The organism is Salmonella sp. 741265050_HSA, from assembly GCF_046569445.1.
Classification (GTDB): Bacteria; Pseudomonadota; Gammaproteobacteria; order Enterobacterales; family Enterobacteriaceae; genus Salmonella; species Salmonella enterica.
Genome location: NZ_JBKFSV010000009.1, coordinates 65,354 through 82,038 on the forward strand (window position 1 = coordinate 65,354; position 16,685 = coordinate 82,038).

A 16,685-nucleotide genomic window follows, 5' to 3' on the forward strand; every position below is an offset into this window, starting at 1 on the left:
ATTATGGGAAATAAAAGCATACAAAAGTTTTTTGCCGATCAAAATTCTGTAATTGATTTATCTTCTTTGGGTAATGCCAAAGGTGCAAAAGTTTCTCTTTCCGGGCCAGACATGAACATTACCACGCCGCATGGGTCAGTGATCATTGTCAATGGCGCTCTTTATTCAAGTATCAAAGGCAATAACCTCGCTGTTAAATTTAAAGATAAGACTATTACCGGCGCTAAAATTCTGGGCAGCGTAGATTTAAAAGATATTCAACTAGAGAGAATTGACAGCTCATTGGTTGATTCTGCTCAGGTAGAAAAGAAAGGTAATGGCAAACGACGAAATAAGAAGGAAGAAGAGGAATTAAAAAAGCAGCTTGACGATGCTGAAAACGCAAAGAAAGAAGCTGATAAGGCGAAGGAAGAAGCTGAGAAAGCTAAGGAGGCTGCAGAAAAAGCGCTCAATGAAGCGTTTGAAGTACAGAACTCGTCAAAGCAAATTGAAGAAATGCTGCAGAATTTTTTGGCTGACAATGTAGCAAAAGATAATCTGGCTCAGCAAAGCGATGCTTCCCAGCAAAATACACAGGCTAAAGCAACGCAGGCTTCTAAACAGAACGATGCTGAAAAAGTTCTTCCTCAACCTATTAATAAAAATACCAGCACTGGCAAAAGTAATAGCAGTAAAAATGAGGAAAATAAGCTCGATGCCGAGTCTGTTAAAGAGCCGCTTAAAGTCACATTAGCGCTTGCGGCCGAGAGTAACAGCGGTAGCAAAGATGATAGTATAACTAATTTTACCAAACCTCAGTTTGTAGGTAGCACTGCTCCCAATGCCACGGTCATTATTAAAATTAATGGTATTGCTGTCGGTCAGGCTGTAGCGGATAGTTTGGGTAACTTCACCTTCACAGCGCCTGAAACATTGACTGATGGAACATACAATCTGGAGGCAGAGGCCAAGACTGCTGATGGGAGCGGTAGCACCAAACTTGTCATTACTATCGATTCCGTTACCGATAAGCCAACATTTGAACTTTCGCCTGAAAGTAGTGTGTCTGGTCATAAGGGCTTAACGCCGACCTTGACGCCTTCAATTGTTGGTACGGCGGAAGAGAATGCCAAGGTTGACATTTATGTAGATAATAAACTGGTTGCCAGCGTTGATGTCGATAAAGATGGAAACTGGAGTTATGAATTTAAAGATAATGAATTATCTGAGGGCGAAAATAGTATAAAAGTCGTTGCCGTAGATAAAGCAGGTAATAAAAACGAAACGACGGATAGTATCATAACCGACACCATTGCTCCGGAAAAGCCGACGATTGAGCTGGATGATAGTAGTGATTCCGGCATTAAAAATGACAGCATTACAAATAGCACCCTGCCAACATTTATTGGTGTGGCGGAACCCGGTTCTACAGTCTCTATTTATCTTGGACTTAAACATCTTGGTGAGGTCATTGTTGCTAAAGATGGGACATGGAGCTATACGCTTACTACGCCGCTCAAGGATGGCGAATACAATATAACAGCAACAGCTACTGATATTGCCGGGCATACCTCAGCGACGGCAAATCTGCCTTTTACTATTGATACACGTATCAGCTATTTCAGCGCTGAGATTGAAACGACGAATGATAGCGGTATTGTCGGAGATAACGTTACTAACAATACTCGCCCAACCTTTACAGGTAAAACTGAGCCAAATGCTATTATCAGTGTCATAAATAGTGAGACTGGCGAAGAGGTTATTTTTAAAGCGAATGACAAGGGCGAATGGACGTTCAATTTCACTTCCGACTCAGTGGAAGGGATTAACAATCTTACGTTCACTGTTGAAGATGTCGCTGGCAACAAAAAGGATTTTTCCTTTAGTTACGTTATCGATACTGTTGCCCCTGTACCTCCGACGGTTTCTTTGGAGGATTTTGTTGTTTTACCGAATGGTATAATTTTATCAGGGAATGATTTACCGGCTTTAGTCGGTACGGCAGAGCCAAAGTCTACCATCTTATTGATGCGAGATGGTAAATTATATGACAGCATTGAGGTTGACTCAAACGGGACCTGGAATTATCAGTTTAGTAATAAATTTCTTCAGGGCGCCTATGATATTGAAATCATTTCTCAGGATGCCGCCGGTAATAAATCCTCTACTGTTAAATATTCTTTTACTATTCAAACTGAAGTTGTACCTCCAAAAGCGGAACTCGATGCCAGTGATGATTCCGGTGCAAAAGGCGACTGGATTACCAATAAACATAATGCTCTGACATTACTGGGAACAGCGGATAGGTTTGCTACCGTAAATATCCTTATCGATGGTAAAACGATAGGCGTGACGACTGCGGATGCAGACGGTAACTGGAATTTTGATATTTCCCGAAATCTGTCTGACAATGTTTATAAGATTACGGTTGAATCCATCGATCCTTTAGGAAGAACGTCATCTGTAGATTATCAGCTTACCATTGATAGCTTTACGCCGATCCCTACTGTTATGTTGCATGATAGCGCTGATTCTGGCGTTAAAGGCGATATGATTACTAAAATTAATACGCCGTTGTTTACCGGGATGGCTGAAGCTAATGCTAAGGTTTCCATCTATGTCGACGGTGTGTTAAGTGGCGAGGCTATTGCTGGCGATGATGGTGTATGGAATTTTCAATTTACCACAGCGTTATCCGATGGCTCGCATGACGTAACGGTAAAGGTAGAAGATATTGCCGGTAATACTGCCTCCTCATCAGCGTATAATTTCCAAATCGTAACGCAAACGCAAAAACCAACAATAGAGTTGGTCAACGATACGGGGGTTGATAATACAGACCATATTATTAATGAAAAGAATCCTGCACTGACAGGAACTGCTGCACCCTATTCAACGGTTAAACTCTATATTGATGGTGCACTGATCGCTGAGGTCAGAACAAATAAAGATGGCAGATGGGAGTATACTCTGAAAGCCGATCAAGGTTTGGTTGATGGCGATCATAGAATAACTGCTTCAGTTGAAGATATCGCTGGCAACATTGCCCATTCGGATCCTTTCTTAATTAGCGTCGATACTGCTATTTCAATACCGATAGTTTCATTGAGCCCGGATTCAGATTCGGGAATTTCAGATGATAATTTAACGAATATCGTTAAACCTACCTTGCACCTAAAAGATATTGATCCGGACATTATCAGTGTTCAGGTATGGGATGCCGCGTCTGATACGCAGATCGGTGTTGCCACGCAACAACCTGATGGTTCATGGGCCTATACCTTTACTTCAGATTTAACGGAAGGCTTGCATCAGGTTTATGTCAAGGTTGAGGACATTGCGGGTAATAAAGCGAACAGCGCGGTATTCGATTTTACTATCGATACCACAGTATCAACGCCGGTGATTTCCCTGCTTTCTAAGGATGATACGGGGGTTACAGGCGATAACCTGACCAACATCAATAAGCCAGGTTTTGCTATTTCCGGTGTTGATGCCGATGCGCATCGGGTCGTCGTACAGGTGATGCACAATGGCGTGAGTGAAGAGATCGAACTTTCCCACCTCAATGGTAGTTGGTTATTTACACCAGGGAATACGTGGGCGGATGGCAGCTACACGTTAACGGTGAAAGTAGAAGATAAGGCAGGAAATACCAACTACTCAGCGCCGCTGACGGTCGTTATCGATACCCAAATCGCCATTGATGGGGTGGAACTGGTCAACGATAGCGGTGTGAAAGGCGATAATATGACCAACGACGACCGTCCCCACTTTCGTGTGACGGTACCGACGGATGTCAATGAAGTCCGTCTGAGCATTGACGGTGGTAATTCGTGGGTTCAGGCAACTCCGGGCGTGGCAGGAAGCTGGGAGTATATCTGGCCGACAGACCTGGCAGATGGTCAATACACGCTAACGGTGGAAGCGACTGATAAAGCAGGCAATACAGTGACGAAGACCATCGATTTCGCGGTGGATACCACGCTGTCAGTGCCGGTCATCGTACTGAATAGCGCGGACGATACCGGTGTCCAGGGCGATAACATGACGAATAGCACCCAGCCGACATTTGCCCTGCAGCATATTGATGATGATGCCGTTCGCGTTACGGTCAGCGTGGAGCATGGCGGCGTCACCACCACATTTGACGCCACGAAAGGCACAGGCGGATGGAGCTTTACGCCGACAGGGGCGTGGGCGGATGGTGATTATACCCTGAGTGTGTCAGTCGAAGATAAAGCGGGGAACACCAGCCATTCTGCATCGCTGACGGTGACGGTGGACACGCAAATCGCCATTAATAACATTGAACTGGTCAATGACAGCGGTATTCCCAACGATAATCTGACTAATAACGTGCGTCCGCACTTCCAGGTGACGGTACCGACGGATGTCAACGTGGTGCGCCTGAGCATTGACGGCGGCAAGACGTGGTTCAACGCTACCCAGAACGCGACGCCGGGCGTCTGGGATTATATCTGGCCGGATGATGTGGCCGACGGAGGCTATACCCTGACGGTAGAAGCGACCGATGAGGCGGGAAATAAGACAACACAGACGCTCGATTTCACCATCGATACCACTCTGTCTGTGCCGACCCTCTCGCTGGACAGCGCAGATGACAGCGGCATCGCGGGCGATAATATCACCAATGTTAAAACGCCGGGCTTTACCCTCAACAATATTGATACCGATGTCAGCAGGGTGATAGTGGAGGTAATGCACAATGGCATTAAACAGGAGGTGCCACTGGTTCAGACCGGCGGACAGTGGCGCTTTGCGCCGACCAGCGACTGGGCGGACGGCGACTATATCCTGACGGTGAAGGTAGAAGATAGGGCCGGAAATGTGAAGCAGTCCGCGCCGTTGACGGTGACAGTGGACACGCATATCGCCATTGACCGTATTGAACTGGTTAACGACAGCGGTATCCCCGGCGATAATCTGACCAATGAAGCGCGCCCGCACTTTCAGGTGACAGTACCGGCGGATGTTAACGGTGTAAGACTGAGCATTGATGGCGGCAAAACGTGGTTTGACGCCACGCAGAGCGCGACGTCGGGCGTCTGGGATTATACCTGGCTGACGAATGTGGCTAACGGCCCTCACACCCTGATGGTGGAAGCGTCCGACAAGGCGGGAAACAAAACGACGCAGAAACTGGACTTCATCATCGATACCATGCTGTCAGAACCGACGATTACCCTGGACAGTGCGGATGACAGCGCCGCTGGCGATAACATCACCAACGTTAAGATGCCAGGCTTTACCCTCGGTAATATCGACGCCGACGTGACCAAAGTGGTGGTGACGGTGGCGCATGATGGTAAGAACCAACAGATAGAGTTGATTAAGAACGGCGGTGTGTGGCGCTTTACGCCGGGCGCAGCCTGGACCGATGGCGACTATACGCTGACGGTAAAGGTAGAAGATAAGGCGGGTAATACAAATTATTCTGCGCCGCTGACGGTGACTATCGATACGCAAACGTCTATTGATCGCATTGAACTTCTTAATGACACGGGTATTGTCGGGGATAACCTGACCAATGAAGCACGTCCACAGTTTCATATTACGGTACCGACGGACGTGAACTCTGTGCAACTGAGTCTTGATGGCGGCATCAACTGGGTTAACGCAACGCTGACGTCCGACGGCGTTTGGGAGTATATATGGCCGACAGATCTGGTCGAAAATACGTATACCCTGACAGTGAAAGCAACCGATGTTGCAGGCAACACGGCGACGGAAACGCTCAATTTTATCATTGATACCACATTGTCGACACCGACCATCACGCTGGATAGCGCAGATGATAGCGGCACCGCCAACGATAATAAGACTAACGTTAAAACACCGGGTTTTATTATCGGCGGTATTGATTCTGACGTGACTCAGGTCGTCGTGCAGGTGATGCGCGATGGTCACAGCGAGGAGGTGGAGCTGACGCAGACTAACGGGCAGTGGCGTTTTGTACCCGGCAGCGCGTGGACTGATGGCGACTATACGCTGACGGTAACGGTGAAAGATGAGGCGGGTAATATTCGCCACTCAGCGCCGTTGACGGTCACCATCGATACGCAAATCGCCATTGACCATATTGAACTGGTCAATGACAGCGGTATTCCCAACGATAATCTGACTAATAACGTGCGTCCGCACTTCCAGGTGACGGTACCGACGGATGTCAACGTGGTGCGCCTGAGCATTGACGGCGGCAAGACGTGGTTCAACGCTACCCAGAGCGCGACGCCGGGCGTCTGGGATTATACCTGGCTGGCTGATGTGGGAGAGGGGAAGCATACCCTGACAGTGGAGGCGACCGACAAGGCGGGAAACAAAACGACGCAGCAACTGGACTTCATCATCGATACCATGCTGTCAGAACCGACTATTGTGCTGGACAACACGGACGACAGCGGAACAAAAGGCGATAACCTGACCAACGTAAATAAGCCGACGTTTTTACTGGGCAATATTGACGCAGACGCGCGGTATGTCACGGTTGAGGTGCAGCATGGCGGCACGAAAGAGGTGCTGACGGCCACCAAAGACGCGACCGGCAACTGGAGCGTGACACCGACCGGTACATGGGCAGATGGCGACTATACGCTGACAGTGAGGGTGGAAGATGAGGCGGGGAACGAAAAACACTCAGCGTCGCTGACGGTCACTGTTGATACCCAAATCACCATTGATGCTATTGAACTGGTTAATGATAACGGTATTCCCGGCGACAATATGACTAACGACGCCCATCCGCAGTTCCGCGTGACGGTACCGGGGGACGTTAACGAAGTCAGTCTGAGCATTGACGGTGGCGTGACCTGGGTTAAGGCGACACAGAGCGCGACGCCGGGCGTCTGGAATTATACCTGGCCGGGCACCGTGCCGGATGGCGACTATACGCTGAATGTGAAAGCGACTGACAATGCGGGTAATACGGTGACGGAGACACTCCACTTCACTATTGATACCACGCTGTCGACGCCGGTCATCGTACTGGATAGCGCGGACGACACCGGCATCCAGGGCGATAACATGACCAATCGCACCCAGCCGACATTTAACCTGCAACATATTGATGATGATGCCGTTCGCGTTACGGTCAGCGTGGAGCATGGCGGCGTCACCACCACATTTGACGCCACGAAAGGTGTAGGCGGATGGACCTTTACGCCGCCGACATCATGGGGGGCGGGCGATTATACCCTGAGTGTGTCAGTCGAAGATAAAGCGGGGAACACCAGCCATTCTGCATCGTTGACGGTGACGGTGGACACGCAAATCGCCATTAATAACATTGAACTGGTCAATGACAGCGGTATTCCCAACGATAATCTGACTAATAACGTGCGTCCGCACTTCCAGGTGAAGGTACCGACGGATGTTAACGAGGTACGCCTGAGCATTGACGGCGGCAAGACGTGGTTCAACGCTACCCAGAGCGCGACGCCGGGCGTCTGGGATTATACCTGGCTGGCTGATGTGGGAGAGGGGAAGCATACCCTGACAGTGGAGGCGACCGACAAGGCGGGAAACCAGACGACGCAGAAACTGGACTTCATCATCGATACCATGCTGTCAGAACCGACTATCGTGCTGGACAGCACGGACGACAGCGGAACAAAAGGCGATAACCTGACCAACGCGAATAAGCCGACGTTTATACTGGGCAATATTGACGCAGACGCGCGGTATGTCACGGTTGAGGTGCAGTATGGCGGCACGAAAGAAGTGCTGACGGCCACCAAAGGCGCGACCGGCATCTGGAGCGTGACACCGACCGGCACATGGGCAGATGGCGACTATACGCTGACGGTGAGGGTGGAGGATGATGCAGGGAACGTAAAATACTCAGCGCCGCTGACGGTCACGGTTGATACCCAAATCACCATTGATGTTATTGAACTGGTTAATGATAACGGTATTCCCGGCGACAACCTGACCAATGACGTTCGTCCACACTTCCGCGTCACGGTGCCAGGGGATGTCAACGAGGTACGTCTGAGTATCGACGGCGGTAATACGTGGGTTCGTGCAACACAGGGCACGGCAGGGATCTGGGATTACACCTGGCCGAAAGATGTGACCGACGGGCTACATACCCTGACGGTAGAAGCGACCGATAAGGCGGGAAATAAGACGACGCAGACGCTCGATTTTACCATTGATACCCGGCTGTCAACGCCTACCATCACTATGGATAGCAGGGACGATACAGGTGCCATTGGCGATCATATTACGAGCGCCAAAAGGCCGGGCTTTACCATTGGCAATATTGACGCCGATGCGCAATCGGTCATTTTGCGGATCACACAGGGCGGCAATAGCCAGGAAGTGACACTAACCCAGGTTGGAGGACAGTGGCGCTTTACGCCAGATGCTGACTGGGCGGACGGTAGCTATACACTGACGGTAGAGGTAACGGATAACGCAGGAAACGTTCGTCAGTCCACGCCGCTGATAGTGACGGTAGATACGCAAACCAGCATTACTGATATTACATTGGTCAATGATCATGGCGTGCCTGATGACAATCTAACTAACAGCACCCGTCCGCAGTTTGAGATCACGGTGCCGGCGGATGTGAATTCTGTGCAACTGAGCATTGATGGGGGCGCAAACTGGGTGAGCGCGGCGCAGGGTATTGAAGGCGTCTGGGGCTATACCTGGCCAACGGATATGGGCGATGGAAAACACACCCTAACCGTCATGGTCACCGACAGAGCGGGCAATACGGCGACGCAAACGCTTGAATTTTTCATCGACACCCGGTTGTCGACGCCGACTATTGCGCTGGATAGCACGGATGATACCGGTACGCCTGGCGATGATATGACCAATCGCACCCGACCGACCTTTATTCTGCAGAATATCGATTCGGATGTTATCAACGTTACAGTCAGCGTCACGCATAATGGAACGACAACCTCGTTTACTGCGACACAGGGGGCTGGAGGATGGAGCTTTACACCGCCAGCACCGTGGGGCGACGGTGATTATACGCTGACGGTGACAGTGGAGGATCGGGCGGGAAATACGCGTCCGTCTACGCCGCTGACGGTGACAGTGGATACGCAAATAGCCATTGATCATATTGAATTAGTCAACGATAGCGGCGTCCCTGGCGATAATGTCACAAAACATGTGCGTCCGCAGTTCCAGATCTCGGTACCGGATGATGTGGAAAAGGTTCTTCTGAGTATTGACGGCGGCACGACCTGGGTTACTGCAATCAAGAGTTCGACGGCTGGCATTTGGGATTACACCTGGCCGACGGATATGCCAGAGGGACAGCATACCCTGATCGTGGAAGTGACTGACGGTGCGGGTAATAAGATGACGGGGACGCTCGATTTCACTATCGACATCACGTTGTTGACGCCAACCATTGAGCTAGCGCCCGATCAGGATACCGGACAGAATAAGAACGATAATCTGACCAGCGTCACTCAGCCGGTATTTGTGTTGGGGAGTATCGATAAAGATGTTCGACACGTGGAATTGAGTATTGAGCATAACGGTACGTTTAAAACGGTGGTACTCACCGAATCAGCCGACGGCTGGCGCTATCGACCAGATTCTGCTTTGGCGGACGGTAGCTACACATTCACCGTGACGGTAACAGATGTGGCAGGCAACCAGCAAACATCCGCGCCTTTAAAGGTGACGATAGACGGTACGTTGACTACGCCGGTGATTGAACTGGCAGCTGGCGAAGATAGCGGTACTGTTGGCGATCGCCTCACCAATCACGATCGGCCTGTGTTCGACATACGCCAGGTTGATTCTGACGTTACGCGCGTGATGGTCAAAGTAACTTACAACGGTAAAACGCACGAGGAAGCGGCGGTATTCACCAATGGTCAATGGCGCTTTACGCCTTCTGCGAGCTGGGCTGATGGCTCATATCAGTTAGCCGTTGTGGTGGAAGATCTGGCGGGGAATGTAAAAGAATCTGCGCCGTTTGAGGTGCGTATTGACACCACGACAACCATTAACAATATCGTATTGCTTAATGATACTGGCGTGCAGAATGATCAATTAACGAATGTTGCCAAACCGTCATTCAGAATTGACGTTCCCGGTGATGTCGTCCAGGTACGCGTAACCCTGGATGGTGGCGCTAACTGGAATGTGATACGCAAAAATGCCGACGGACAGTGGATTTTTGACAGCCCGAATACTCTGGTTGACGGCACATATACCCTTCGCGTAGAGGCCACGGATGAGGCAGGTAATATTGCGAATAAAGATTTAGTATTTAATATCGATACTAATATACAGGTTCCGACTATTGCTTTAGACGCAGGACAAGATACCGGAGCGAATACAGCCGATAATATCACTAATATTTCACGACCCACCTTTACGATTGGTAATGTTGACCCCGATGTTATCAAAGTCGTGGTGACGATTGATGGTCATGATTATAACGCGACTAAGGTTGGGGCTGGTTGGCAATTTACGCCAGGCAATGCCATTCCGGATGGTTCTTATAATATTACCGTTACGGTTGAAGATAAGGCCGGAAATACCGCGACATCGAAACCATTACCTGTTGTGATAGATACGACGGCTGAAATTGAAAGCGTCACGTTGGTTACAGATAGCGGCGATAGCGATGTAGATAACATTACCAAAGTCGACAAGCCGCAGTTTAGTATTGTTACCGCTGATGATATTACCCATGTGCGCGTTAAAATCGATAACGCCGCTAATTGGATTGAACTCACAAAAGGAGGGGATGGCCGCTGGATATTTAATGTCGGTTCGGCATTACCTGATGGGCAACACACTCTCTTGGTTGATGTGACTGATATCGCCGGCAACGTTGCGCAAGAAACGCTGCAGTTTACGATTGATACGACTCTGCGAGAGCCGACAATTGTACTCGATCCCACCCATGATACTGGTGATGATACTAATGATAATCTTACCAGGATTAACAAACCGGTGTTTATTATCGGTAATGTCGATAATGATGTATCACACATTGTGGTTCATATTGATGGTCGGGATTACACCATTGAAAACACAGGGGGGAATTTAACCTTTACGCCGGATCAACCGCTGTCTGACGGTCAGCATACGATCTCTGTTACCGTAACGGATATTGCTGGTAATACCAAAACATCGGCCGAACTGCAGATTGAAATCGACACGCAGGTTCAGATTGACAGTGTTACGTTAACAACAGATAGCGGCGTCAACGATCACGATAATGTCACCAATGCTACCCGTCCCTCTTTTGAAATTGCAACGCCTGATGATGTGACATCGGTGCTGGTTTCTTTCGATGGCGTAAACTGGACGCCCATCAGTAAAAATGCGGCCGGGCAGTGGGAATTTACTGCAGGTAGCGCATTGCCTGATGGTCATTATACTCTCCATGTCCAGGCGACGGATCGGGCAGGGAATACGGCAAATTCCACGCTGGGCTTCACCGTGGATACGCAGATTGACGGCCTGAGCGTCGTGATGCTGGACGACGCCGGAAAGGATTCTACGGATGGTATTACGAATATTACCTCTCCACGTTTTGAAATTTCAGCCAGAGAACCGCTGCAGAGCGTGACGGTAATTTTAAACGGGAAATCCAGCACACTGACTCAGGGGGCAGGTAATAAATGGCTGTTTACCCCTGATACACCGTTAGTGGATGGAACTTACAAAATAGAAATAGTGGCTGAAGATATCGCAGGTAATAAAATTAGCAAAGAGGTATCATTCACAATAGACACTATTGTTTCTGATCCCAGTATTGATTTGCTGGATGCGGATGATACTGGCGAAAGCGCTGTTGATAATATTACGAGTGTCACTAAACCACGTTTCGTTATTGGCAATGTACCCGCCGATATTGATACTGTTGTAATCAGAATTAACGGCGTTTCTTATCCGGTTACGGCAAATGGCAATAACCTCTGGGAATTTCAGGTTCCCGTTGCGTTAAACGATGGCGTATATGAAGCCGTTGTTGTCTTCAGAGATATTGCCGGAAATACTTCTGAAACTAAGCTGCCCTTTACCATTGATACCACGACAAGCGTCAGTGTCAGAATGGAGCCAGCGTCTGATACCGGAAATTCCAATAGCGATAACCTTACGAATAAGCAAAATCCCAAATTCGAAGGTACTGCAGAGCCCAATGCGAAACTGGTGATTACCATTGTTGACGATAAGTCAGGTCGGGAGGTTTTAAAACAAACTATTACGGTTGGCGCTGATGGCAACTGGAGTGTGACGCCGAATATACTGCCGGATGGCATGTATACCATCAACGTCGTCGCAACAGATGTCGCGGGAAATACTGCGCAAACGCAGGAAAGATTCACTATCGATACGGTTACGATCGATCCCACCATTCGCCTTTCGGATCCATCTATTGATGATCAGCATGAAGCAACCAGCCTGCGTCCTGAGTTCAAAGGGTTTGCCGAAGCGTTCTCGACGATTATGATTCAGTGGGATGGGAAAGTGGTCGGCTCCGCAAACGCCAATGCGAATGGCGAATGGAGTTGGACGCCGCCATCAGTATTAGCGCCAGGCTCCTATGTTGTGAGCATTGTTGCCAAAGATAAAGCGGGTAATGAATCGTCGCAGGTCGACTTTCCTGTAGTAATACCTGTTATTGATGTCACGCCTCCAACCATAAAGCTCAGCGAGGAGAGCGATAGTGGTGCCTTAGGAGACTTTACGACGAATAATAAAACGCCGACCCTGATTGGGAGCACGTTACCTAATACGATTGTGAGTATTTATGTGGATGGCGTGAAGGTCGGCGAGGCGACAGCGGATACAGCGGGTCGATATACTTTCCAGTTATCGGAAATGAAAGATGGCCATTATGTCGTCCAGGTGGGTATCGTCAACCCTCGCGATAATAGCGAACTGCGTTCTACCGCCGTTGATCTCACTATCGATACCGAGGTTGCTGAACTGGTATGGAATATATCTGGAATGCATGAGGGCGGATATATCAACACGGTGACGCCGGAGATTGGCGGCACCAGTGAGCCAAACAGCAAAATCACTATCTTTGTGAATGGCGTTGAAAAAGCGATTGCTTATACGACAGGCGCAGGACACTGGGGCGTAGTATTACCCGCTTTGGGTAATGACGGTAATTATGTATTAACGTTTAAAGTTGAAGATGTTGCCGGCAATATCAGAGAGTTTGGTCCGCAGAATGTGATACTGGATACGGTAATTTCGCCGTTAACCGTGGTATTACGCGAAGCTGATGACAGTGGCAAAGTTGGCGACTGGATCACCAATAAATCTCATGTCACCATCGATGGTACTGCTGAAGCCGGAAGTACTTTAACCATCAGGAATCCGCAGGGGGTGGTTATTGCTACCCTGGTGGTAGGCAATGATGGTCGATGGAGCGCAGAATTAGATCTGCGTGAAGGTAGTAATGCCTTTGTCGTGGTATCGGAAGATAAAGCGGGCAACAGCCAACAAAAAGAGATTCTGATAGAACATGATACGCAGATTGAAATCAGCGATATTTCATTAAGTCGGGATACTAATAGCGGTGATAAATATGATCTGATTACCAATAATAAGTCTCCGGTACTGGTTGCCATGACCGATCCCGGCGCGACGGTACAGGTTTATATTAATGGTGTGTTACAAGGCACAGTAGAGGCGAGTTCGTCAGGTAATATTAGCTATACCATGCCGGCAAATAGCGCCGACGGCGAGTATCAGGTGCAATTTGTTGCTACGGATACTGCTGGTAACCGGGTTGAGTCTGCGATTACAACCGTGACAATCGATTCTCAAATTGCTGTCTTTGACATTGATGAAGATTCATTACCGGCCCTCTCTAATAACCGGGCGTTGTCAGTCTCAGGTGTCGGGGAGGCAGGTTCTCAGGTCAGCATCTTTGTCGATGGTAAATTAGTCAACGTTGTTATGGTTGAGGCTGATGGCACATGGCGCGCGCCGATACTGCTGCAAGATGATGGTACGTTTAATATTCATTTCAGCATTACTGACGTTGCTGGCAACACTGAAGTGAGCAAGGATTATAGCGTGGATGTCGATTCATCAACCGACTTCCCAACGCTCAACCTTGAAGATGCGAGCAACTCTGGTTCACTTGACGATCTGATTACTAGTCACAACAAGCCTGTGTTAGTTGGCACCGCAGAAGCGGGAGCCACAATCCATATTTATGTGGATGAAAAGATCGTGGCAAATGTGCTTGTGCTTGAAGATGGAACCTGGTCCTATCAGTTTGATAATGCGTTAAAAGATGGTGAATATTCTATCCGAGTGGTTGCCGAAGACCCGGCAGGTAATACAGCAGAATCGCCTCGCTTACTCGTCACGATAGATACCAGTACGTTTATCGATAATCCTGTTATGATGGCAGGTTCTGATAACGGTATTTTCAGTAATGATAGTATAACGAGTCAAACCCGGCCTGCGTTTAGTATTTATGGAGAAATGAACCAGAGTGTTCAGATTTTCATTGATGGGGTGTTAGTCGATACGATCACGGTGACCGACAGAAATCAAGTTTATCGACCTGAGTCACCGTTGGGCGATGGTTCCCATAGCATTTATTATGTTATCACCGATAAAGCAGGCAACACGGCTACCTCGAAAACGCTAAACTTTACTATCGATACCTTAAATACGACGCCTGTCGCTATTGATTCTATCGGCGGACAAACGTTAGCAGAGATGACCGGTAGTGATGGCAAAATATATATAACGGACACGACACGTAACTTATTGTTTAGTGGCAGTGCCGAGCCCAATAGCAAAATAGAAATCATCATTAATGGCTTAAATGTGGGGGAAGTTTGGGTTAATGACAAAGGTCACTGGCAGATGCCGGTGAACCCGCTTTATTTCACAGAAGGCCAGCTGGATATCACTGTTAAATCTACGGACCGTGCTGGTAACGTAAATCAGGAAAAGTATTCCATTTGGGTCGATACGCATATCCAGGTATTTACCAGCGAGCTTGATGACAATAAATCATCATCGAAAACGGACTGGTGGAGTAATAGCTCCACTATTACCATGAGAGGTATGGGGGAAATTGGCGCTACGGTATCATTAATCGTGGCAGGGGTCACGCTGGCAACCGCTGTCGTTGCGGCTAATGGGAAGTGGGAGTTATCGACCGATCAGCTTCCGGAAGGGAAATACGATATCACTTTGAGTATTGAGGATAACGCAGGCAACCGTAAGGAAGAGGTACATGAAATATTTATTGATCGAACGCCGCCAAACGCTCCGGTCGTAACTTATTCAGATATTGTCAACGATCTAATTATTATGCAGGGGACGGCGGAAGCCAAATCTCAGCTAATAATAACCGATAGTAATGGGAATACTTATACGTTAACCGTTCCTGATAATGGTAAATGGAGTATGGCGATCCCGTATCCATCGGAAGGGAAGTTTACCATTACGAGTGTGGATGCGATTGGTAACCGGAGTGATGATGTCCCTCTCGATATCATGAAAGAGGTTCCCGTTATTTCATTATCTCCAGACTCAGACAGTGGTACGGTGGGCGATAATATTACGCGAGATAAGCAACCTACCTTTATTATCGGGAATCTGGAAAGCGATGTTGTGGTCGTTCAGGTCGATATCAATGGGACCGTATATAATGCTGAAAAAAATGCCGATGGCGTTTGGTTCTTTACGCCAGGTACACCGTTAGCTGATGGTTCCTATACGATATCGGTAATCGCAAGCGATGCCGCGGGTAATCAGAAAAACTCGTTACCCATTACCGTTACGATCGACAGTACGCTTACGGTGCCGGAGATTGCGCTGGCAGCAGGTGAAGACAATGGCGCTTCAGACAGCGATAACGTGACGAATCACACCCAGCCTAAGTTCACGCTGCAGCATATTGATGCTGATGTGACCGGGGTGACCGTAAACGTGACGCATAACGGCGTGACAGACACCTATCAGGCGACGCAAGGCGCGGATGGCTGGACCTTCACGCCGCCAGCCGCCTGGAGTGACGGTACCTACACGCTGAGCGTGACGGTGGTGGATCGCGCGGGGAATTCACAGCAATCTGCTTCGCTAGCGGTGACGGTTGACTCAACGGTGACGGTAACAGCGGATAGCCAGCATAACGATGCGAACGATGACGCCACGCCAACAGCGGTTACTCCACCGGAGTCTGAAACAGTGAATGCCGAAAGCGCTACGCATCTTCGTACAGTGCCGTCTGTGGCGGAAGAAAGCGTGGTGAAGGAGACAGCCTATAGTATTACATTGTTAAACGCTGACTCTGGGGATGAAATAGATCGTTCAATTAGTCAGACACCTTCTTTTGAAATATCAGTACCTGAGAATATTGTTAATGTCAGTGTTATGTTTGAAGGAGAAGAGTTTAATCTGCCGATAACTAACCAGAAAGCAATATTCGAAGTTCCGCTATCTTTGGAAGATGGTGAATATACTATGGACGTGAAATTCATTGATAAGGACGATGATTTCCTGATTAAGGAGAAAACATTCTCAGTCGATCACTCCTCGGCGGATATTGTGAACGCAATGAATGCAAGAGGAAAGACCGAGGATGATATTAATGATTCCCCTTCAACGAGTTCTGTAGGGCACAACAATAACGGCGCTATTGATGTTTTCGCCGTTAATGAAGTTACGTTACCTGTAGATAATCAAGAAGAACACGCATAATA

At 48.5% G+C, this 16,685-nt stretch carries 1 protein-coding gene; it reads left to right on the plus strand.

Features of this window, described 5'->3' with window-relative positions:
• The first annotated feature begins 3 nt into the window (after positions 1 to 3).
• Complete coding sequence (gene siiE, locus ACLD4F_RS15455) at positions 4 to 16,683, plus strand: non-fimbrial adhesin SiiE (protein ID WP_411010915.1); 16,680 nt, start codon at positions 4 to 6, stop codon at positions 16,681 to 16,683.
• The last annotated feature ends 2 nt before the right edge of the window (positions 16,684 to 16,685 follow it).